This window comes from Syntrophobotulus glycolicus DSM 8271 (assembly GCF_000190635.1).
In the GTDB taxonomy this organism is placed as follows: domain Bacteria; phylum Bacillota; class Desulfitobacteriia; order Desulfitobacteriales; family Syntrophobotulaceae; genus Syntrophobotulus; species Syntrophobotulus glycolicus.
In genome coordinates, this window is the sequence record NC_015172.1 from 2,781,412 (window position 1) to 2,802,928 (window position 21,517).

19 protein-coding genes are annotated in these 21,517 nt (G+C 47.2%); 1 reads left to right on the forward strand and 18 read right to left on the reverse strand.

Annotation, left to right across the window (positions count from 1 at the left end):
• Positions 1-384: 384 nt before the first annotated feature.
• The 12 genes from SGLY_RS13835 to SGLY_RS17650 form a co-directional block, all read right to left on the reverse strand.
• On the reverse strand, positions 385-1,191 hold the full coding sequence (locus tag SGLY_RS13835) for a class I SAM-dependent methyltransferase (protein ID WP_013625848.1): 807 nt from the start codon (positions 1,189-1,191) through the stop codon (positions 385-387).
• Positions 1,192-1,222: 31 nt separating this feature from the next.
• Positions 1,223-2,977, reverse strand: a complete 1,755-nt coding sequence (locus tag SGLY_RS13840) for an ABC transporter ATP-binding protein (RefSeq protein ID WP_041445434.1) — start codon at positions 2,975-2,977, stop codon at positions 1,223-1,225.
• A 65-nt stretch (positions 2,978-3,042) separates the two neighbouring features.
• Complete coding sequence (locus SGLY_RS13845) at positions 3,043-4,785, reverse strand: ABC transporter ATP-binding protein (RefSeq protein WP_013625850.1); 1,743 nt, start codon at positions 4,783-4,785, stop codon at positions 3,043-3,045.
• A 153-nt stretch (positions 4,786-4,938) separates the two neighbouring features.
• Positions 4,939-5,547 carry a TetR/AcrR family transcriptional regulator gene (locus tag SGLY_RS13850; protein ID WP_013625851.1) on the reverse strand — a complete coding sequence of 203 codons (609 nt, stop codon included), beginning with the start codon at positions 5,545-5,547 and terminating at the stop codon, positions 4,939-4,941.
• A 340-nt stretch (positions 5,548-5,887) separates the two neighbouring features.
• Positions 5,888-6,907 (reverse strand): ABC transporter substrate-binding protein, encoded by a 1,020-nt coding sequence (locus tag SGLY_RS13860; RefSeq protein ID WP_013625852.1) that lies wholly within the window; start codon positions 6,905-6,907, stop codon positions 5,888-5,890.
• Positions 6,908-6,940: 33 nt separating this feature from the next.
• Positions 6,941-7,720, reverse strand: a complete 780-nt coding sequence (locus tag SGLY_RS13865; RefSeq protein WP_041445435.1) for an ABC transporter permease — start codon at positions 7,718-7,720, stop codon at positions 6,941-6,943.
• Positions 7,721-7,778: 58 nt separating this feature from the next.
• Complete coding sequence (locus tag SGLY_RS13870) at positions 7,779-8,741, reverse strand: ABC transporter permease (RefSeq protein ID WP_013625854.1); 963 nt, start codon at positions 8,739-8,741, stop codon at positions 7,779-7,781.
• 103 nt (positions 8,742-8,844) lie between these two features.
• A complete protein-coding gene (locus SGLY_RS13875; protein ID WP_013625855.1) occupies positions 8,845-9,933 on the reverse strand; it encodes an ABC transporter substrate-binding protein in 1,089 nt (362 codons plus the stop codon).
• A gap of 160 nt (positions 9,934-10,093) precedes the next feature.
• On the reverse strand, positions 10,094-10,882 hold the full coding sequence (locus tag SGLY_RS13880) for an ABC transporter permease (protein ID WP_013625856.1): 789 nt from the start codon (positions 10,880-10,882) through the stop codon (positions 10,094-10,096).
• Positions 10,883-10,932: 50 nt separating this feature from the next.
• Entirely contained in the window at positions 10,933-11,715 is a 783-nt protein-coding gene (locus SGLY_RS13885) for an ABC transporter permease (RefSeq protein ID WP_013625857.1), read from the reverse strand.
• Positions 11,716-11,858: 143 nt separating this feature from the next.
• Positions 11,859-12,758, reverse strand: coding sequence for an ABC transporter ATP-binding protein (locus tag SGLY_RS13890; RefSeq protein WP_013625858.1), 900 nt, complete (start codon positions 12,756-12,758; stop codon positions 11,859-11,861).
• A 235-nt stretch (positions 12,759-12,993) separates the two neighbouring features.
• Positions 12,994-13,929 (reverse strand): nitroreductase family protein, encoded by a 936-nt coding sequence (locus tag SGLY_RS17650; RefSeq protein WP_148228147.1) that lies wholly within the window; start codon positions 13,927-13,929, stop codon positions 12,994-12,996.
• Between the two features lie 530 nt (positions 13,930-14,459).
• Between SGLY_RS17650 and SGLY_RS17655 the strand changes: the two genes are divergently transcribed.
• Positions 14,460-14,861, forward strand: coding sequence for a NifB/NifX family molybdenum-iron cluster-binding protein (locus SGLY_RS17655; protein WP_013625860.1), 402 nt, complete (start codon positions 14,460-14,462; stop codon positions 14,859-14,861).
• Here SGLY_RS17655 and SGLY_RS13910 read toward each other — a convergent pair.
• The 6 genes from SGLY_RS13910 to SGLY_RS13935 all read right to left on the reverse strand — a co-directional run bounded on the left by SGLY_RS13910 (position 14,858) and on the right by SGLY_RS13935 (position 21,507).
• Entirely contained in the window at positions 14,858-15,526 is a 669-nt protein-coding gene (locus SGLY_RS13910; protein ID WP_013625861.1) for an HAD family hydrolase, read from the reverse strand. The two genes, SGLY_RS17655 and SGLY_RS13910, sit on opposite strands and share 4 nt — an antisense overlap.
• Positions 15,527-15,591: 65 nt before the next feature.
• Positions 15,592-16,047: a hypothetical protein gene (locus SGLY_RS13915; protein WP_013625862.1), complete on the reverse strand. Its 456-nt coding sequence runs from the start codon at positions 16,045-16,047 to the stop codon at positions 15,592-15,594.
• Positions 16,048-16,133: 86 nt separating this feature from the next.
• Positions 16,134-17,627, reverse strand: coding sequence for a nitrogenase component 1 (locus tag SGLY_RS13920; protein ID WP_013625863.1), 1,494 nt, complete (start codon positions 17,625-17,627; stop codon positions 16,134-16,136).
• Positions 17,628-17,631: 4 nt separating this feature from the next.
• Complete coding sequence (locus SGLY_RS13925; RefSeq protein ID WP_013625864.1) at positions 17,632-18,966, reverse strand: nitrogenase component 1; 1,335 nt, start codon at positions 18,964-18,966, stop codon at positions 17,632-17,634.
• Positions 18,967-19,168: 202 nt separating this feature from the next.
• Complete coding sequence (locus tag SGLY_RS13930) at positions 19,169-19,807, reverse strand: response regulator (RefSeq protein ID WP_013625865.1); 639 nt, start codon at positions 19,805-19,807, stop codon at positions 19,169-19,171.
• 218 nt (positions 19,808-20,025) lie between these two features.
• Entirely contained in the window at positions 20,026-21,507 is a 1,482-nt protein-coding gene (locus tag SGLY_RS13935; RefSeq protein ID WP_013625866.1) for a nitrogenase component 1, read from the reverse strand.
• Positions 21,508-21,517: the final 10 nt, after the last annotated feature.

Sequence of the window (21,517 nt, forward strand, 5' to 3'; positions counted from 1 at the left end):
TAAAATATGACATTTTATTTATTTCTTCCTGAATTCTTTTTTGGGCAAGTTATTAACCTATTGCCCGGTAAAAAAGAAAAATTTTAGGATTTTTAGATAATTATAGCATATCCTGCTTTTTACAGCTTCCAGCTTGAAAAAGAATTGTTGCTGTAATATGTGTTGCAAAAAGTAATCAATGTTGTCTATATAGTATTGATTTAGCCGAAAAAAGGGAGCGTAACGAAACTTCGTTTCGCCACGCTCCCTGGGCTGATTTTAGTTACCGTCCTGTCTGTCTCGAGTAATCTAGAAGGGAAAAATAGATCTTTGCGGTTAGGTAAGATTATATTTATTTTCTATTGATGAGTAATAGTCGTAACTGTCGCTTTCCATATTGGTTGTTTACCTGGCGGTCTGGATGGTATTGCCTAAAGTGAAAACGGCCAGCCGGTTGTTAAAATTCCGGATGACGGGAACGGAAGCGAACAACCTGCCCCTGAAAGAGTGTTTTTTCATTTCGCAGTTGAAACTCTTTTCTTCAACAAGCTTCAGGCCGGTGCAGAGTTTTTCGACTTCCTTTCCCGACTTCACGCCCCATTGAAAGGTTGCCTGCGTGCTTTTGACCGTATCGTGCATCCTGCTGCTTTTTGCTGAAAAGGGTGGCATCAGCTCCGCCAGCAGAATGACGTCGGCAAAATTGTCCCGGATAATCTGTAAAAGCTGACTGACTGCTTCTTCAGTAAAATACATGAGTACACCTTCAATCACGATGATGGTTTTCCCGTCTTTGTTGATCTCCCGGGGCCAGGAGGGATCCAACGCCGATTTGGCAATCAGATGCACTCTCTCCTGTTTGGGGAAAAATTTCCTGCGGGCGGAGATCACTTCGGGAAAGTCCAAATCATACCAGGTCAGCCTCCCGTTATCTACCCTGGAGAACCGGGCATCAAAACCGCAGCCGATGGAAATGCAAACGGCCTGGGGGTATTTTTTTAAATAGTGCTTGATGGCTTCGTCAAACAGAATGGTCCTGGCCACAACGCCCTCGTGACTCATAAATTTATCATATTTGGCAGTGTCCATGTTCAGTTTCTCCATGATCTCTACAGCCTTGAAATCACGGATCCTGGGTTGGGGCCGTTTGGTTTCGCTGGCCTTGATGGTCAAAGGAATGAGCAGGGTCTCCTGCACTCCGTCCAAAGAAATCATTTACACCTTCCTCCTCTCTTATCATCCGTCGTCACCCGGCGGCCCGGGCGTTCCCATCCAGCTTCCAGCCGATGGATTTTTCCCGCATCCCGATGAAGTCGGCGTACATCCCGCCTTCCGCCATCAGCTGCTCATGTGTTCCCCTCTGAATGATTTTCCCGCCGTCCAGCACCAGGATCTGATCGGCATGCCGCACGGTTTTCAGCCTATGAGCGATCATAATCACGGTCTTGCTGCGGGTCAGCTCGGCAATGGCCGCCTGCAATTGATTTTCATTTTCCGGGTCCACATTGGCGGTCGCTTCATCCAGGATAATAATCGGAGCGTCCTTCAGGATAGCCCGGGCGATAGCGATACGCTGCTTTTCACCGCCAGAGATGGTGGCCCCGCCTTCGCCGATTACAGTGTCATAGCCGTCCGGCAAAAGCATGATAAAGTCGTCGCAGCAGGCTTTTTGAGCCGCAGCACGGATTTCTGCCAGACCGGCGCCAGGTTTGCCGAATTTGATGTTGTTGGCGATGGTGTCGTTAAAAAGATAGACGTTCTGGAACACCATGCTGAAGTTTTGCAGCAGACTGTCCAGCGTATAATCCCGCACATCCCTGCCGCCCAGAGTGATGCTGCCGCGGTCCACATCCCAGAAGCGGGCCATCAGGTTGCACAAGGTTGTTTTGCCCCCGCCGGAGGGGCCGATGACGGCTGTCGTGGTGCCGGCCGGGATGACAAAGCTCACATCGTCGATGATTTTGCGCTCGCCGTAGGAGAAGCTGACCCCGCTGCCCTCAATGCCCCAGCCGGTTGGAACGATGTGCTTCCCCCTTTCATCCATGAGCGGGGTCCGGCGGATTTCCTCCACCCTGTCCATGGACAGGTCAATGACCCGGAGCAAAGCGGACATGCTGCCCGCTGTTTCCAGCTGGCTGTAAATGATGAAGGAAGAAACCACAACCAGCAGGCAGACCGAGAGTTCCATCGCCCCTGCCAGATAAAGCCAGACAGCGGCGGCGACCAGTACCACACTCATCCCTTTGAGGATCAGGCTCTGTAAAAACATAAACGGAATAAAAGCGATCTCCAGACCCACGTTTTGTTTCTCGCACTCGTCAATGGCCCGGTCCATGGTCTTATGGGCATTATCCGCCAGGTTAAACGCGCGCACCACGCTCATCCCCTGGGCATATTCCAGTACGGCCCCCACCAGTGAGGCCTGAGCCGCCACCCGGGCGGGAGATACCCGGCGCGATTTCTTCTGCATCAGGGCATTGACACCGATAAAGAGCAGGATGCCTGCCACCACGATGAACCCGATCCGCCAGTCAAAGAAAATCAGCATCAGGGTAACCACCGCGGCGTAGATATAGCCGTGCACGGTTTTATCCATAACGCGAGGGGCGATGTCCTGCAGATCTTCCATGGTAGAAGTGACGGCTGCCGTGATGGTCCCCAGGCTGTTGTCATTGAAATAACCCATGGGCATGTATTTCATCCGGTCGCCGATTTCCGTCCGCTTGTCGGCACACAGGTAAAAACTGCCCTCCGCTTCCGCCATGGTGGATCTGTGCCGGGTCCAAATACAACCCAGCATGCTCACCAGCATGATGCCGAAAGAGCTCCAGGCTGTAGCGGAGCTCACCTGTCCCTCGACCAGGGCCTTAAGGACGACAAAAATGGCCAAAATCTGCATGGCATGAAAGATGGAATGAATAAAGGCAAAGACGATCCCCAGCTGCATCCTGCCCCGGCGCGGGCCGGCAAATTGAAAAAACTTGCGAATGACTCCCAACATGATATTCCCTCCTTTTGCCGCTCCTTGCCATCCATGGCAGCGCGGCATTTGTCCCTCCTTGAACTTTAGGCCACGTCTTTGGCACTGATATGCGCCTGCCACATCTCCTGATAAAGCGGGCAGTCTGCCAGCAGTTCTTCATGCCGGGCGCAGGCGGCCACCCTGCCCCGGTCAATGACCGCGATCTGGTCGGAATTGGTGATGGTGGAGAGGCGGTGGGCAATGACGATCAGGGTCTTTCCCGCCACCAGCCTGGCGACGGCAGCCTGAATCACCGCCTCATTTTCCGGGTCGGTATAGGCCGTAGCTTCATCCAGAATAACAACGGGAGCATTCTTCAGCATGGCCCGGGCAATGGCAATCCGCTGGCGCTCCCCACCGGAAAGATGCCCGCCGGTGCCGCCCGCAACCGTATCATACCCATGCTCCAGCCCCATGATAAAATCGTGGCAGCCGGAGGACCTGGCGGCGGCCCTGACTTCCTCGTCCGTGGCGGAAGGGCGGCCCAGGCGCAGGTTTTCCAGTACGGACAGGTCGAAGAGGTAGTTGTCCTGGGCCACATAAGCAATCAAGTCCATCAGCTGTCCGGCAGGGATATTTTTGACGTCTGTCCCGCCTATGGCAACAGAGCCTCCACTCACGTCCCAGAAGGAGGCGATCAGCTTGGCAATGGTACTTTTACCGCCGCCGGAGGGACCGACCAGGGCGGTTACCGAACCGGCAGGGATATTCAGGTTCACCCCATGCAGGACTTCCGTGCCGTCATAGCCGAAGAAAACTTCTTTCAGGGCAATATCCGTCCCCTGCAGGGAAGCCCGGGTGGCGGGACGGATTTGCTCCGGCTCATCCAGGACTGCGCCGATATCGTCCATGACGGTACCGATTTTGGCAATATCGTCAGTGTAATACATGGCGGACAAAAGCGGCGCCATAATCCCCAGCGCCAGGATCACGATGGTAATAAAGGTCGGGGCGGGCAGGCTGCCGTTCAGATAGAAAATACAACCGATGGGCAGGACGCCGATAAGGACCGCGGGCCAAATGCCCAAGCCCATGGCAAAATAGGCCTGGCACTGGCGCATCCAGTCCAGACCGTAATTGGCGTTGGCCCTGACCGCATCGGCAAACTTTTGATAAGAAGTCGCGGATTGTCCGAAGGCCTTGATCACTTCGATGCCGCCCACATATTCCACCGCGGTGGCGTTCATGTGCTTGCCCACCGCCATATATTCCCCGAATTTTTTCTCATAGTCCTTCATCATGCCCATATAGCACAGGGCACCGATAGGCAGAGTGATTAAAGAAATCAGCGCCATGCGCCAGTCCAGCACAAACAGATAAAGAATAATGGCGAAAGGAACCAGCAGGTTGGAAGTCATTTCCGGAAGCACATGGGCCAGAGTGGGCTCGATGCTGTCCACTTTTTCCACCATAGTGTTTTTGATTTTGCCTGATGGCGTATTCAGCACATAACCCATGGGCACCCGGGTCAGCTTGGCGGCAATCCGCCGTCTGACCTCGGAAATCACGGCAAAGGTCGCCTTGTGGGAGAGGGCAGTCGAGAGGTTGTGCAGCAGCACCCTGCCCAGAAACCCCAGGGCCGCCACAGCGCACCACAGCAGGAAATAGGAAAAATCCCGTTCTCCCGCGATGAGCCGGATAACAATGCGGGATACCGCAAAATAGGGAATCAGGCCGCAGGCTACGCCCAGCACGGCGAGGACGACCGCGGCGATATAATTTCCCTTGTGCGGTTCGGCAAATTCCGCCAAACGTGCCAGCCCTTTTTTCTTTTTCGGTTTCTCCATGGATAACACTCCTTTCATTTGCGTAAATAAATGACTGATCCCTGAATAAGTGATTGAATTGTTGTGATCTTGGTTTTTGATTTTTGAAGAAACTGAATCTGAACGGCCCCTGTTAGAAATGTCTAACTTTAGGAGGAAAAATTTTTACCGCTGTTAAAGCCCCAAAATTTGAAACCAGCCGGCCGTGTAGAATTCCTTCAGACCGTTGAGATACCCCGCAGCCTTTTCTTTAGGCATATCGTGGACCACAATTTCAAACAACCCGGAAAAAAACGAATTCACCAGAATATGAATCAGCGGCTCCTCTACCTCGCGCACCTGCTTCCCTTCCCGGCGCATAACCTCGACAAAGCGGAAGGTAGACTGCATTTCAATCTCGACCATCTGATCCAGGAAGGCGTTATAATCCGGGCCGGCTGAACGGCAAATCAAAAGCTTGAACGCATCGTAATGACGGTAGATATGCTCCATCATCCAGTCCATCCCTTCATGGGAGGTTTGAATCATTTCCGCCTCCTGCCTTTGGGGCGGAAGGGCGGCGAATCCCTCCTGGATGGCGGCAAACTGATCCAGTATTTCCCGGGCAGGCCCAGATACCAGGGCGTCAAACAGAGCTTTTTTATCGGGAAAATAACCGTAAATCGCGCCGGTCGTCACCCCAGCGGCTTTGGCGATCGCCCGCAGGGAAGCCCCTTCAAACCCTTTTTCCAAAAATTCGTCCCGTCCGCACTCCAGGATATTTTGCCGAGTATCTTCAGCCATTTTATTCTGTCCTCCAAAAATATAACAGCGTTATATAACAATGTTATCTTAGCGCTGTGCTTTTATTTTGTCAAGAACTATTATTGGAAGGCCGATGTAACGTTTATGCTTTCAATTTTTCCCTGCACTTCTTCTCCCCTGATAAATCAAGTTGAGCAAAGTAAACATTACAATCGCAAGAATCATAAAATATTGATGGTCTGTATCCATAGAAAAAGCAAATACAGGGAATGTTTCCACGACCAGGAGTGAGCGAAAAGCCTTATCCCTCAAATTTTCAAGAAAAGTCTTTTGAATAAAATGAACTAACACCAATGGGGACATGATCATCTTTGAGCAACTAACTCCGGCTGAAATCGGGCAAAATTTGAGAACAGATTTGATTTAACCATTCCTTTTCATTCAGATCATTGCTGAGCAGACCCATAGCTTTCTGCTGTTTCAAGTAAGTGGAGATATTCTCCTTGGCATTCCTGACCCCGGGCATCCACATATAATCTTCGGCAGTCTGCACAATCTGATTGGCATCGCCCTCAACATATTTTTTCTCCCTTACCAGCTCTAATGCCTCGCTCTGATTTTCAGACATCCATTGGGCCCCTTTAAGCCAGGCCCGAATCAAAGCAAAGGCCTGCTCAGGCCGTTCATTCAGGAAACCGCCTTCCAGCCCGACAAAGCTGGCATAGAAATGCCGGTAGGCGCCTAAGCTTTGATCATTAGTTTCGCTTGAACTGCCGAACAATACCCGCAGGTCCTTATTTTCTTCTGCTGTTTCCGGATCTGCCTGCTCAGGGATACTGATTGCATCCACTTCTCCTTTGAATAAAGCGTCTTCCAACTGATCACTGCTGTAAATTTTCCACTGAATATCTTTTTTCAGGTCCAAGCCCGCACTTTCTAATACAGAGGATCCAATCACCATCCCTGCGTTGCCCTCGGCATCTGTTCCGATCGTCTTTCCCTTTAAATCTTTTACTGAAGTCAAGCCTGATTTGGCGGCTGAAACAATCTGGACGCATTCGCTGTGCAAGCCCGCCGCGAGCTTAAGATCAAGCCCTTGCTCCAAAGCCTTGAATATTCTGTAATCACAGGTTAGACCGTGAATTTCCCGCCGGGACAACTGCTGTATTGAAGAGGGGAAATCCGCTTTGACCAATTCCACCTCAAGCCCGCTCTCCTTAAAATACCCGTTTTCAGCCGCAACGAACAGAGGAGCCTCATAGACCTCTCCCTGGTAAGCGATCCTGATTTTTTGCCCCGACTCACCGGCTTTCGGAACATTGCACCCGCTCACGAGAAGCATTCCTGCAATCAGGAGAAAGCCGATCAGGAATAACCTGGAATTTTCCAAAAACTTCAAAGCGCTCCACCTCTCATAAGGTCGTTCATTGTCTTAGTATTCACTGTTCAAAAATTCTTCAAATCCAACCCTGATGATCTTTTTTTCCGCCAAGCCCATCAGAAGGTCTACCCCCAGGCCTAACAGGGCAATCACAGTTGCTGAAGCAAATATCCTCAAGATGTCGTAATTCTCCTGGCTGTTGAGGATCAGCCAGCCCAGACCCGAACTGCTGCCCATCATTTCCGCGGCAATCAGCATGAAAAAGGAATAACCCGCACTGAGCCTCAGACCCACGAATATGGCCGGTCCGGCGCTGGGCAGCACGATTTTATAAAAAAGACTCAGTCTGTTTAACCCAAATCCCCTTGCTGCTTTTAACAGGTAAGGGTTAGTATTCTGGATGCCTGAGATCGTACTGAAAATGATCGGCCAGATACATACCCAGGCAATAATGCTTACTTTGGTGGCTTCTCCTATACCCAGAAATAACATGATGAGATGAAAAAGAATAAAAGGATTGGTCTGGGAAAAAAACTCCAGTAAGGGACCCAAAGCAAGCTGCAGCCTTTTAAACCATCCCCCCAGCAGGAAGCCGAGCGGAATCCCAATCACCATAGCAATAAGAAAACCAAGGAAAGCCCGGAAGATACTGATCTCCATATGCTTGAGCAAGACCCCGTCCATCAGCATCTCCCAGGTTTTTCCCAGAACCTTTGTCACCGGCGGGATAAAAAGGGGATTAACCAGTTTTAATCTGCTGACCGTTTCCCAGACCAACAAGAATACCGCGATGGAAATGTATTTAGAAAAAGGCGCCGTTATACGCTTCATCTCTTTTCTCTCCCTTGCACCCGGTTGGTTATCCCTAAATCTGTCCGGAGCATTCATTTTAAAAGCTGCTCCCGCCCCGGTACATTTGCAAATGATCATGATTCTCCACGGAGTTCAGCTCGTCATTAGCTTTTTTAACCTGTTGGGCACCAACCGCCAAAACAGCCAGAACAGCCAGGACCAGTACGGTCGTTTGCATTCTGTTCAAGTGCTTGGGCTTTTTTGTTCCTATATTCAGGTGGAAAACATCATAGGCTTCTTTCCAAAAAAACACCCTGTTCTGCAGAAAATATAAACATCTGTTTAAGATTACCCCCAGAATTACAATACATAAAGATGCCGCATAAATCCTGGGAATATGGTAGTTCATGGCCGAATTGTGCATCAGCCAGCCCAGCCCCGCACTCGCCCCGATCATTTCCGCGGCGATCAGCATAAAAAAGGACATTTCCACACCGACCCTGATCCCGCTAAAAACCGAAGGGGCCGCCGCAGGAAGGAGGACTTTGATCAACAGCTCCTTCCTGGAGGCATTCATGGCCGCAGCAGTCTTGATCAGAACCGGATCGACGGTTTTGACCCCATTAAGAGTATGGAACAGGACAGGCCATACACAAACCCAGGCAATTACGGCAATCTTGGCACTTTCACCGATCCCGAAGAAAAGGATAAAAACAGGCATCAGAGAAAAAGGATTAACCTGGCCCAGCAGCCTGAATAACGGATTCAGAGCTTCCCTCAGGGATGGGAACCATCTTCCCAGTATAAATCCCAAAGGGAGGGCAATCAAAGTCCCCGCGATTAATCCGTTAAGGGTCCTCCAAAGGCTGACCATGATATGGGTAAACAATCCTCCCTTAACCCAAAGTTCCCCCACACTTTGCAATACAACCGAAAGGGACGGGACAAATTGTTGATCAAGCCAGCCGAGAGAAGGGGCAATCTGCCAAAGGAGCAGAAAAATTGCCATCCCAATATATTTATTGAACAGAAAACCTATTTTCTTTTTTGTCAGCTCCATGAAATAACCGCCTTTGCCCGCCAAAAGAGAGGATCGGAGGCTCCCGAAAAATCGGGTTTATCACACTCCCTTTTGCCCATTGCCGTGATGCCATTTAAACTCATTACTTTTTCGTTTCGTTGCCATACTGTTCAAAAACATGAACCACCAGGTCACTGGCTTTTACCTTGCCTACAGGAATGACTTTATTGTCTTCCAACTGTTTAATCCAAGGAATGAGATCATTTTCATCGATCGTTGTATCGTCCGCATACCAGTGATTACCGGTTACAGGAATTCCAATGGCATCCGAGACCCACTGGGCCACCTGATCGGGATGTTCATCGGCATATTTCTGGCCCTTGCTGATGGCCCTGACAAAGCGTTTTACCGTATCAGGATTTTGATTAATAAAATCTTCGGTGAAATAATAGGCGGTCAGTCCGGCCAGCGATCCCAGCCCTGTTTCAAAAGAATCGGCAATCCTTATCGCCCCGGCATCCTCCATGCCCTTATAGAATGGGGGATGGACAGGCGAGACATCGACCAGTCCCTGTTTCAGGGCTTGAATAGCCTGGATATCCGGCATCGTCACCCACTCGATTTTATCTTTTGGAATGCCGTATTTATCAAACAGAGTGTTGGTCAGGAAGTCCGTGCAAGTATTTGTGGTGATGATGGAAAACTTAATCTTGCCCGGGAAATTTTTCAGGTCGGCGATACTTTTGATTTCCGGGTGTTTGGTCGGATTCACAAAAAACCACATGTGGCGGAATTTCGGGTCAACACTCTCATCAGGTTCAATAATTCCCCTGCTGACCCCTTTCAGCTTGGCTCCCCCTGCCACCGCAACGGCCAGCTGATTCGGATGGACCGAAGCGACATCATTGTTGCCGTTGATGATAGACGGAATCTGCTGGTTTGGCTGCAATTCACCGGTAAATACCAGTTTAATCCCTTCTTCTTTAAAATAGCCCAGCTTATCAGTCACCAGCCAGGGAGCAAGCGAACAATCCTTCCTGGTCCAGGTCTTGAGGACCGTTAACCCTTCATCATTTCCCGCTGCCGCCTGACCGCCGCCGACAGTAGCCGTGACTTCAGACGGAGTCTGTTCGATCGTCCTCCCTCTGTAGGCCCCTATGGCGATACCTGCAATAACTACCAAAGAAACCGCTATAATTGCAATCGTTTTCCCTTTTTTTTCGAGCGACATCAATGTTACCCCCTTTAATGGTTTTATCTTTATCTTTTTCTTTCTCTGCAAATCGGTGCCCTGTTTACTCTATTCCCGATAGTTGATCTTAGTTTTCATCCCGTAATCCCCCTTCCCATTGATCATCATCAAAATCTTCAATCGGTTATTTTCGTTTCTTTTAAAAAGAAACAGAATCTTTCCACTTGACGATTTTTCTCTCCAGAAGTCTGAACAATCCGTTAATAACTAAGCCAAGCAAGGATATAACCACCGTAGCCGCATAAAGTACGGGGATCTGGTAATTGGTCTGGGCATTCCAGACCAGCCAGCCTAAGCCTCTGCTGGCCCCGATCATTTCAGCGGCGATCAGCATGAAGAAAGCTATTCCGGAGCTCATCTTAATTCCTGTGAAAATATAGGGAAGGGAAGATGGGAAAACTACTTTACGAAATATGGTCAGCCTCTTGGCACCCATTGACTTGGAAGACTTGATCAGGAGCGGGTCAACCTCTCTAACCCCAGTAATGGTATTGAAAAGAATAGGCCAGAGGGATACCCAGAAAATCATCGTCACCTTAGAAACCTCACCTATTCCCAGAATAAGAATAAATATGGGGAAGAGTGAGAAAGGATTAAACTGCCCCAAAAAGAACAGGACCGGCTTGACAATTCTTTCAAAGGTTTTGAACCCGCCTCCCAGCAAAACACCTAAAGGTATGCCGATGATAATGGCAAACAGGAAACCTAAAACCGTTCTTTCCAGACTGACCAGAATATGCCCGAAAATCAATCCGTCTTCCGCCAAGCCGATAAGGGTGGTGATGATGGTCGAAGGCGCGGCCACAAAATTCTGATTGATCACATTTGTCCGGCACCCTATTTCCCATAAAATCAGAAATGAGATCACTGAATAGCTTTTGGTCAATTGCGCCGGGATTCTGCCTAAGGATATTTTTTTATCTGCCATTTTATCTCCTTTCATTCCAAACAATCATACAAAGCGTAATTTTGCCTAATCTAAATATCCACATCTTCTTTCCAGGTGATGACGGATGATTCGATCAAGGCAATCAAATAATTGATCGCATAGCCAAGCAAGGCAATGACCAGGACCCCTACAAAAAGGCGGGGAATCACATTATTATTGGAGGAGTTATAGATCAGCCACCCCAAGCCGGCGCTCGAACCAAGCATTTCTGCCGCAATAATCATCAGAAAAGAAGTCCTCGCCCCCATCTGCAGCCCCGTGAAAATGGAACGGGCCGCCCCGGGCAAGATTACCTTGGCAAATATGATGAGCTTCCCGGCGCCCATGGATCTTATACTTTTGATTAGGAGAGGATCGACATTTTTTACTCCGGATATGGTATTGAAAAAGACTGGCCAGATCGCGGACCAGAAAATGATGGCCAACTTGGCCGTCTCTCCGATTCCAAAGGCAAGAATAAAGATCGGGAAAAGAGAGAACGCATTAATCTGGCCGAAAATATTCAATAAAGGATGAAGAAAAACCGTTACTTTGGGGAACCACCCACCAAGGATAAAGCCGAGCGGTACCGCTACCCCGATTGCCATTAATAGGCCGACTAAGACTCTGAACAGGCTAGTCGTGGTATGAATGAACAGATCGCCGGTTATGGAAATCTTATAGGCCTCAACCAGGATATCAGAAGGGGGCGGGATAAACTGGGGATCGATCCAGCCCAGGCTGGGTCCTGCCTGCCAGACAGCAAAGAACAGGATAAAACCATAATAATCGATGAACTTTTCATGGATTGCCCGTATCGTATTCTTAATCATAATTTTCCCCTTTTTAAGTGGAATGCCTGAAAATATGGAAAGCCTGAAAATAAAAGAGGTTAAATGCCCTTTTCAATAAAAAACATTTAACCTCCGGTTGATCCAGTCAGTTAAATTTAAGTTTATTTAATTGGTTCTGTTGATTAAAGTACCGTACTTGAAGAAATTTCTTCAGCAAGATCAATGCTGTCTTGTTTTTCATTCTTATTAATCTCAGACTGACCATTGTTTAATGATTCCCAGACCTTATGCCTGATCCAGCTGAATTCCGTAGAAGCTTTTAGATCGCCCACCCGTCTGGGTCTTGGCAGTTTAATCTCGATGATCTCTTTGATTGTGCCCGGATTTACACTCATTACGGCGACTCTGTCGGCAAGGGCTACCGCCTCATCAATGCTATGGGTTACAAAGATAATGGTTTTGCTTGTCTCCTCCCAAATTCTGAGAAGCTCATCCTGTAACGCCTCCCTGGTCTGAGCGTCAACAGCGGCAAATGGTTCATCCATCAGCAACACTTCAGGATCATAAGCTAGGGCCCTGGCAATCGCCACCCTTTGTTTCATCCCCCCCGACAATTCATAAGGGAATCTGTCTTCAAAGCCGCTGAGACCGACAAGATCGATAAACTTGGTGCTAATCTCTTTCCGCTGATTTTTCGGTACCTTCTTGATCTCAAGCCCCATCTCCACATTCTGCCTTACCGTTCTCCACGGCAGGAGAGCATAGCCCTGCAGGACAATGCCGCGATCCAAATCGGGTCCGGTAATCTTTTTATTGTCAATAAAGATGTCCCCTGAGTTTTGCTTGGATAACCCCGCAATAATATCCAGAAGAGTTGATTTCCCGCAGCCGCTGGGACCTACTATCGTAATAAATTCTCCTTTGTTGACTACAAGATTGACATCTTCTATTGCTAAAAACTGATTTTTCCCATCTTCCCTGGTGCTATTAATTTCGTAAACCTTGCTTAAGCTTTGTATGACAATCTTATTCTCCGGATTCCAGCCCTCTGAAACTCCGTTTTCCTGTAATTTGGTGCTCATCAAAATCCAACCTCCTTTTTATCATAAAATAAGGCCGAGAATTTAACATTCCATCTGTTAAAAACTCAGCCTCCAGATCTCCTGGTCAACTATCTTTCAATTTACACTAATCCTATATACTTTATATATATTAGTTTACATTTTAATTCCTTAGAAGATCAAAGTCAATAGTACTTTTTTAATAAGTGCATACTTTGTTTTATTGATATGAATATAGCTAAAAGATGATTCACCGTTACTTTACATAATTTACAACATTCAAGTTTCTGCTGACCGGTTCCTGGTCTGGGTCGGCATCATAACCGACGATCAGACAGGCAATGCTGCGGTATCCTTCCGGAATTCCTATTTCTTGTTTTATCTTTTTTCCGCTATCGGTCTCCAGAAACCTGGTTGGTGAAACAAGATACCGTGAGCCAAGTCCCAAAGAGGTAGCGGCCAATGTCATGTTTTCCACTGCTATGGCAGAGTCCTGTTCAGCAAATTGATAATCTGCGGGGGTAGATACAACAATTAAAGTCGGGGCATTGTACAGGGGAAAACGATTAACCGGTGAAGTTTGAAGGCTGAGCACGCTATCATTAATTTGCCGGAGAATTTCTTCATTCTGAACAACCGTAAAATGCCGGTTCTGAGTATTTCTTGCGGTAGGCCCGGCGATACCGGCGAAAATAATACTCTCCAGATCTTGCCCCTTTACCTGCTCAGTGGTATAGCTTTTTGTGCCCTTTCTTTTGTGAATTGTTTCAATGGTTTGATTCATCTCGTTCTTCTCCTTGTTTATTAATTTATTTATTTTGGGGGTTTCGAGATCCAACTCTGTCTCCATAGCTTCCTGTGCATAGCGTTTGGCCTCATCAAGATCTTGCTTCGACAGCATTGAGTCCCGCAGCTCACTGAATTCTTTACCAATCAGGTCGTTTAAAAGGCGAAAAGTCAGTGACTTTTCCTCCAGCTCGGCTTTCATAAAACGAATGCAGCCATAGCATTCAGGATTACGTACCACATGCTTTCGTACGTCAATACCATGCCACCGGGCCAGAAGACGCATCCCCAAAAGCAAAGGCTCCCGAACCAGCCGGAACCACCAGTGTAATTCATAGCATTTCAGGGCAAGCTGAAGTGCACAATTTTTGCAAATAATACGCGGAGTTTGCTGGTTACTATTCAACAATATTCGGAGACTCTCCTTTCCCGGGCTCAAATAGAAATCTTAACATACTTGAATCCTTTACTTCGCATTCCTTTTATCCTCTACCCTCTCTCACTCTGAAAGAGCAGTCCGAAACAGAAAAAAGAAAACAATCTAATAAAGTAATTTAACAATATGGAAAGGAAAAAGCAAACTAAAATAAAAAGAGACTGAATATCAGTCTCTAGATCTACTAGTCAACTTGCCAAACCCAAGTATTCCTATGTATTTTATGTGTTTGCTTTTTTACATTATCATATCTTTTTTAAGTTGTCAATCGGATTCAGAGACAGCTTCAAAGATAGATATTGTACTTGATTGACATGTCAGATAAATCCATAATATAATAATTAATATTATTATTCATATGATATATCACATGAAGCAAGCTGAAAAAGCGCCATTTTGATCGGCTGAGCTTCGTTACAGTTGACTAGCTGTCTAGAGACTGAACTGCCGGGGAACACCCTGAAGGTTCAGTTTTAATTTTTTATCAGGAGGAAAATAAGATGTTGAAAGTTGCGGTCGCAAGCACTGACGGAATCCATATCAATGAGCATTTTGGCCGGGCAAGTGAGTTTATGATTTATGAGGTGGATGAAGAGGGCAAATACTCTCTGATCGAAAACCGGAAAAACAATCCCCACTGCCCCGGTGACCGCCATGTCACCCATGTAGCCGATACTATAGCGGATCAGCTCTCCGATGTCCAGGTCATTCTCGTCAGCCAGATCGGCCCCGGTGCCGCCAGAACATTGAGCCAGAAGAACATCAGATCCTTTGCGTTGTCGGAAAGCATTGATAAAGCCCTTACTGTGATCGGAAAGAAGCAGAAGCTCCTGGAGAAGCCAACCCAGTTCACTGTCTGCACCAACAATAAACTTTGCGGCTGTGATCAAGATTGCCATTAACCTTTCGTCACTCGCCGCTCTCCTCTCCAATTTTCTTCAACCCAACCATAAAAATGTTTTACTTTTTCAAAAATAAAATCGGGATTCTCTTGCAATACCCGCTTTCGGTCCGCTGTCTCAGCCCAAACCGCTCCAATAGACACCACACCCGTTTCCTTTGCCGAAGCCATGTCATAGGCCATATCCCCGATATAGGCCACCTCCCGGGGAGCAAGCTTCCATAAATCCAGCACTTTTCCGATCTGCTCCGGCTTATCTGCACCGCTTACCGAGCCAGTCTGAACTACCTCGAAATATTTTCCCAGCCCTGAATACCGTAATGAAATGGCCATTGTCCCCGGCCCCTTGCCGGATACGATTCCCAGTCTTAACTTGCGCTCGGTCAATAAAGATAACAATTGCTCTATTCCGGGAAAAGGTTCCGTATATGTTTCATGAATCTTTTCATAGGCATCAAGATAGTGCTGCAAAGCTTCCTGCCAATCCCCGGGAAGAAGTTTTTTCAATACACCCTCTTCTGAAGGACCAAATAAAGATCTGATTTCCTGGTCTGTATATTCCCGTCCGGTATACCTCAGCAAGGTGCTGCGAAATCCCATGTAACATACAGGCAAGGTATTCAGGAGGGTCCCGTCCAGATCAAAAATACAACCTCTGATGTTCATGTTCGCCTGCATCTCCCTTTTGGACTAAGTAATTAAGACTACCGCTGATTTCAAAGACTCATTTTCTATTCGGGCAAGGATGAGTTAAGGATAATCTTGGACTCGAACCAATAGTCCGCAGAGCCCATATTCAGGCTGCCTGCTATCCGGGCATCCAAATTGGAATCAAAGCCTTTTAATACGGCTAAGTCCAATTGACATAACAAATTTCCCCATTTCGGATTCTTTGGGCAGGAACAGGAATCAGCAGCCGGGCAGTGAATAATGCTGTATTGCTCAGCACCGTTTTGAATGATACAGTTTTTTTGCTGACAGGAACGGACAAATCCATAGGTCGCTAAAAATGATTTTAAGTCTGCTTCTATCCCCTGTTCCTCCATGTCGTCCCGAATGGCCCTGCCTAATTTCACCCCATAAGTATGCAGCAATTCTGTTTTTCCCTGTTCTTCCCCTGCCTCTTTCTGAGCTTCCTGCAGTAAACAATCAATAGCCTTCTGAATGTTTTCTATTCTTTGGTTCATCGATGAACACTCCTTTCATGAGCCAATTCATTGTTATTCAGCAATATCATTGAGTGGTTGTTCTTTGGCGGTACATTCAATGGCTGTTATTCAACAATGTAACTGAACGGGTTCTTCGTATACCATTCCTTTTTGAACGGAAGGTTTACATTCTCTTTGAGGCTGCTCTGAAATGCGGTATTTCCCAGAGCTCTTACCGCCCGTCTTGCTACTTCAAAGACACCCCTATAGCCAAAATAATACTGGGCTTGGGCAAAAATAGGAATGGATGGTATCCCCAGCTTGGCTGCCCACACATTACTCCCGCTGTGCCCCAGCAGCAAGTCCGGTTTAGACTTATTCAGCAAATTGACCAGTTCAAAGATCTGGGTCGTGGCAATATTCACGTTTAAATCCGGGTTGTCGGCAATCAATTGAGAAAAAATATCGTCGCCAAAATGGTCATAGTGGTGCCCTCTGATCCCTACCAGCTCACACCCCAGCTCTTTTAACAGCATTCCGGTAACGGCTACCCTGATCTCTCCCCCGCTGACAAATACCTTCTTGCCTTTTAACCTGCCGGCAAAAGGTAAAAGGCCTTTTTGCAAAGCCGCGGTTTCACTCTCAATGATTCTTTGGGCCTGGGCTTCTAAATGAAATTCCCTGGCAATATCCAGAAGCCATTCATTCGTATTTTTAATCCCAATAGGCATATTGCGGATAATATAGGGAATACCAAAGCGCTCCTGTAAATGCTTCAGAAAATAGTCGTCATGAGTGGGGCAAAGACTGACGTTTAAAGCGGCCTTCGCCAATTCCTTGAAGGCCTCGGGATGGACGAAATTGGGATAAAAATTTACCCGGAGATCCAATGAATTCAGAAGTCTCTGCAGCTCCAATTCATCTGTCCGGCCAATGGAAAACGTATTATAAATATTAACTGTCCTGCTTTTTTCGTACTGTTCTCTGAGAAGGTCCAGTTCATCCGCAACAACATTTGTCTCCTCCTCATCTTCCAGATCAAAGCTCCTGGCAATCCCATGGTAAACCGCGTCATATCCTGTCGCCGATATTTTCGTTTTAAATCCTTCACAATGCGTAAGCATGACCCTGGCGGCCACATTTTTTTGAACTCTTGCCACCAATTCGTCAACATCATCCCCGATAATTCCCGGAGCACAGGTTGTCAAGACAATAATGGCCGCAGGCCTATAAAAGGAGTCCACTTCCAAAATCGCTTCTTCTAATTTTTTTTCGCCGCCATTAATAATGTCATTCTCGTCAAGATTGGTCGAAACCCAAAGCAGAGGCTTAGGCTTTATCCCCCGGGCAATCTGTCCGATCCTGAAATGATTGTCATTTTGCTGGTTGCCGCACCCTATGGGCCCGTGCATAATCAGCACCGCATCGGGAATTGTTGTCACCATGGAAAGCGCCAATCCTAATTGACAGTTGAACGTTTGGCAAAAGCTGCGATTTTTGTTGATCAGGCAGCCGCTTCCGGACTCTTTGATCAAATCACTAATCTTTCCCCCGTAAGCATTACTGGCATTTAACCTGTCTTCTCTCTTTGGCACAACCTTCTGATCAATAAGTCCCATCATCCTACCTCCTTGCCAGTAAAACATTGAATAAATCTTCGAACAGGTGCAGCCCGCCTTTGAAACCGGCATATCCTTTGTTCAGCACTGCTCTGTCCACAATGGGAAAACTGATGCTTAACGCTTTGGCTCCCAGATTACCGGCCAGTTCCAGCTCATGGGTACTTCCCAGAACAAATAAAGGGCTGAGTGCGGGTAAATACCTGTCATCACTGTAAAGGCTGCGGCCCTGGGCAAAATGACTTTGAATTTTCCCCGTATCCGTTTCGAAAACCAGTTCCGGGGCTTTGATGTTTGTAAAATCTTTAAAACTCAGGCGAAGAGTCTCTTTCTCCTCATCGGTCAAACTGTCCGTAATCACGGAAAGTTCCGGAAGCCAGCCGATCTCTTCGGCCAGAAAGCGGGTAACCGGATAACAGTAGTTGGCATTTCCGACGACGACAGCATAATTTTGCAAATCTGAATCTAAATAGGAATCTGCGACTCTCTCCATGTAGGAATAATAATTCTTCTTTTCCCGGGCAATCACCCTGTCCACCGATTGTTTATTCAAATTGAGCAATTCCGTGATTTTGTCTAAAAATTCTACCGTTGCCTGCGCTCCGATCGGAATATCTTCAACAATATAAGGTGTCCCGTGCTTTTCCTGAAAACTCTTGGCTGCCTCCAGGCCATAAACTCTGGATAACACAATATTGGCCGAAGCCGAGCCTGCACGGTATAAATTTTCCAGTGATTCATCATAGCTGTAAAATGTATTGACTTGAATTCCCAGCAAGTTCAATAATCTTTTGATTTCCTCCAAATCACCTCTGAAAAAAGGGTCAAGACCGGGAACAACACCCCAAATATTGACCAGGTTCTTCTTTTTGGACTTTGCCTTGGCTACATATTCGCTGAAAAGCGTCTCCAGAACCAGATCGTATCCTTTATAGGAGTTCCCTTTAAATCCTCCGGTATGAACATACAGAATAGGCTTGGCGGGATCTTTAAACTGACTGACCACGATTTTGGGATCATCACCAATGATTTCTGTCATACAGCCGGTAACGACGATATAAATTTCTCCCTCAATCATTTCCAAAGTTGTTGTGATCTGCTCCTTCAGTCTTTCTTCCCCCCCAAAAATGATTTCCTTCTCAGAAACATTAGAACTGGGCATGGAAAGTCCGCCGCAGAAACCTGACCCATAAAGACCGGCCGCCTGTTGCGTACTAAAAAGATTGCCGCCGCAGCCGCTGGCAGCATGAATGATCGGAACGGCGCCCGGCAAGGAGGTTATGGTCTGTAAAGCTCCGCCCAGAGTACAACTGAACCTGGGCCTTTCAATATATGGCATCTCTATACTCCTTTCCAGAAGATAAAATATAACTTCAAAGAAAGACCATCTTTCATGAAAGAAAGTATGGCCTCCAGATTTCTAGTCGGACAAACATCACTATTCCTATAGATTTTATTTTTAATTATACCGGCAAGGCAATTCCCCTGTCAAGCCATAATCCTTGGCGGAATCCTTGCTGTGGACTTCAAATCGTACTGTCTCAGTGGCTTAAATGACCGTTTTTATAGGCAAAGGCAACCAGCTGCACCCGGTTGCGCAGATGAAGTTTGGCTAAAATGTTGCGCAGGTGATTTTTGACGGTGCTTTCCGTGATATGAAGCTTCTCCCCGATATCCTTATTGCTTAGCCCCTGGCTGACCAGCTGAACAACTTCTTTTTCCCGCTCCGATAATTTATTGTCGGAAGAATCATCTTTCTGAATTGAAAATTCCTGGAGGATTTTTGTGGCCAAATTGCGGGAGATCGGTGCTTCTCCCTGCACAATACTCATGATATAATCCAGCCAGTATTCAGGCTCCATATTTTTCAGAAGATAACCCTGGGCCCCATATTTAATGGCCTCAAAAAAATCCTGCACATCATCGGAAACACTGAGAATGATAATTTTCACATAAGGCATTTCTTCTTTAAGCCGGCGGGTTGCCTCAAGTCCGCTGCCGTTGGGCATTCGAATATCCATCAGAATAAGATCAGGGACCAGGCGCCTTGCCTGTTCAACAGCTTCCTGCCCGTTCGTCGCTTCCCCGGCAATCTCAAACATCGGGTGTGCCGAAAGGATGCTGGCAATCCCTTTGCGCGACAATAAGTGATCATCTACAACCAAGACTCTCGTCATCATGCCTATCCCTTTCCTCACTCATTCATCTTCACCAAGCTTCATCAATCTTCACTAAATCTATAGTATTAGTAGATTAGCTAAAATATAATCCCCTCATGCTATTTTGTCAATAAAAATCCGCCTCTGTCATGGTCAGGGAGAAATTTTCCTTCCGGACAATGAGGAGGCGAATTTACTCAAATCATCAAAAACCGGGCTGAATTTGCTTTAACCGGAAATCAGCCGGCAAACTCTTCATCCTCAAGGAACGTGAAAGAGTTCTGTTCAAACCACCAATTACTATAAGGCAGAGTGATTCTCTCCGAAAGATTTCTAGCCAGACTGTTATTGGCCAGAGTATCGATGATCCTGTATCCAAATTCAACCGTCCCTTCATAGCCCAAGGCCGTATACACATCGGCGACCATGAGTGAGGGAATCCCCAGTTTGGTTGACCAGACACTGAGCCCGGGATGCCTGGAAATATAAATATCCGGTTTCAGCTTTTTCAGGAGGTTCAACATTTCAAAGTTTTGCTGATCGGCAATACTTATGGAGATATCATCTCTCCTTGAGGCTAGCTCCAGGGTAGCCTCAGGTATGCTGCCATGGTCATAATGCTGGTCAAAATGCCAGGCCGCAGCCCAGAGAATTTCTATTCCCAATTCCTGCAAAACCCTGACGTAGCTGTGGGAGAAGCTTGGGCCCATACCGATCACAGCTTTTTTCCCCTTTAGTTTTTTTCTTATTTCCTCCAGCTCCGGCTTAATGCGTTCTTTTTCCTCTGCGATATAGGCCTCGATTTCCTTTTCTTTACCGACAATTTTGCCAAGTTCCCGCAACCAGCTGTCCATTCCCGCTATGCCGTGAGGCTGCAAAGCCTTGACAAAAGGTACGCCATAATGCTGTTCGAGCCCATTTCCCAAATACCCGCCCAAAGTGCCGCAAACACTGATCGTGGCCGCGGCCTCCGACAGTCTGGATAACTCTTCAATGGTTTTGTCCGCCAGCACAAATTGAGGAACCAGTCCAAACCGGGTAAAAATTTTGGTGATTGCCGCAAATCCGCCCAAATTGCTGCGGAAAGTAATTAAATTTACAAGCTCGGGCCGTTTCTTTTCGGGCGGCTTAACAATCCGGGTCAGAACGGCGTGATAAGCGGCATCAAACCCCGAAGCCCATACTTTGGAGCGAAAGCCCTCACAAAGGACCGGAATAACAGGAATTGCCAGCTCCTCTTCCAATTCGGCCAGAATACTTTTGACATCATCGCCGATAATCCCGGAAGCACAGGAGGTGGTGACAAATATGGCCTTGGGGCTAAATCTCCTGTAAGCTTCCCTTACTCCCTGCCTCAATTCTTCGGCTCCCCCAAAAACAGTAGAGCTTTCAGTCATATTTGTATTTAAAACCCTAATATTGGTCAGCTTGAGCCCGTTGATTGTCTGGGACATTTGGGTCTGAACATTTGTTCCGATAATTTCAGCTGAACAACCCACTGGTCCATGATTAACCACAGCGGCATCTTTAATGGAAGCCAGCTGTCCCTGAGCGCAGCCCGAGCTGCAATTACTGGTTTGGCTAAAGCATCTCTCTTTGTTTTTCAAACTGCCGCAGCCCACCTGTTCAACAAGATCTTTGATCGATCCCCTGTAACCTGTGATGGCTCCCAGCCTGTTTTCCCTGGTCGGAGCCTCTTCATTTTGGATATTGATCGTCATTTTCAGCCCT

Bases quoted from the DNA above. Each gene is read 5' to 3' on its own strand.
- SGLY_RS17655 (WP_013625860.1), top strand. From the start codon at position 14,460: ATGTTGAAAGTTGCGGTCGCAAGCACTGACGGAATCCATATCAATGAG.
- SGLY_RS13890 (WP_013625858.1), bottom strand. From the start codon at position 12,758: ATGAGCACCAAATTACAGGAAAACGGAGTTTCAGAGGGCTGGAATCCG.
- SGLY_RS13885 (WP_013625857.1), bottom strand. From the start codon at position 11,715: ATGATTAAGAATACGATACGGGCAATCCATGAAAAGTTCATCGATTAT.
- SGLY_RS13915 (WP_013625862.1), bottom strand. From the start codon at position 16,047: ATGAACCAAAGAATAGAAAACATTCAGAAGGCTATTGATTGTTTACTG.
- SGLY_RS13845 (WP_013625850.1), bottom strand. From the start codon at position 4,785: ATGGAGAAACCGAAAAAGAAAAAAGGGCTGGCACGTTTGGCGGAATTT.
- SGLY_RS13925 (WP_013625864.1), bottom strand. From the start codon at position 18,966: ATGCCATATATTGAAAGGCCCAGGTTCAGTTGTACTCTGGGCGGAGCT.
- SGLY_RS13880 (WP_013625856.1), bottom strand. From the start codon at position 10,882: ATGGCAGATAAAAAAATATCCTTAGGCAGAATCCCGGCGCAATTGACC.
- SGLY_RS13920 (WP_013625863.1), bottom strand. From the start codon at position 17,627: ATGGGACTTATTGATCAGAAGGTTGTGCCAAAGAGAGAAGACAGGTTA.
- SGLY_RS13930 (WP_013625865.1), bottom strand. From the start codon at position 19,807: ATGATGACGAGAGTCTTGGTTGTAGATGATCACTTATTGTCGCGCAAA.
- SGLY_RS13840 (WP_041445434.1), bottom strand. From the start codon at position 2,977: ATGTTGGGAGTCATTCGCAAGTTTTTTCAATTTGCCGGCCCGCGCCGG.
- SGLY_RS13870 (WP_013625854.1), bottom strand. From the start codon at position 8,741: ATGGAGCTGACAAAAAAGAAAATAGGTTTTCTGTTCAATAAATATATT.
- SGLY_RS13850 (WP_013625851.1), bottom strand. From the start codon at position 5,547: ATGGCTGAAGATACTCGGCAAAATATCCTGGAGTGCGGACGGGACGAA.
- SGLY_RS13910 (WP_013625861.1), bottom strand. From the start codon at position 15,526: ATGAACATCAGAGGTTGTATTTTTGATCTGGACGGGACCCTCCTGAAT.
- SGLY_RS13835 (WP_013625848.1), bottom strand. From the start codon at position 1,191: ATGATTTCTTTGGACGGAGTGCAGGAGACCCTGCTCATTCCTTTGACC.
- SGLY_RS13875 (WP_013625855.1), bottom strand. From the start codon at position 9,933: ATGTCGCTCGAAAAAAAAGGGAAAACGATTGCAATTATAGCGGTTTCT.
- SGLY_RS13935 (WP_013625866.1), bottom strand. From the start codon at position 21,507: ATGACGATCAATATCCAAAATGAAGAGGCTCCGACCAGGGAAAACAGG.
- SGLY_RS13865 (WP_041445435.1), bottom strand. From the start codon at position 7,720: ATGAAGCGTATAACGGCGCCTTTTTCTAAATACATTTCCATCGCGGTA.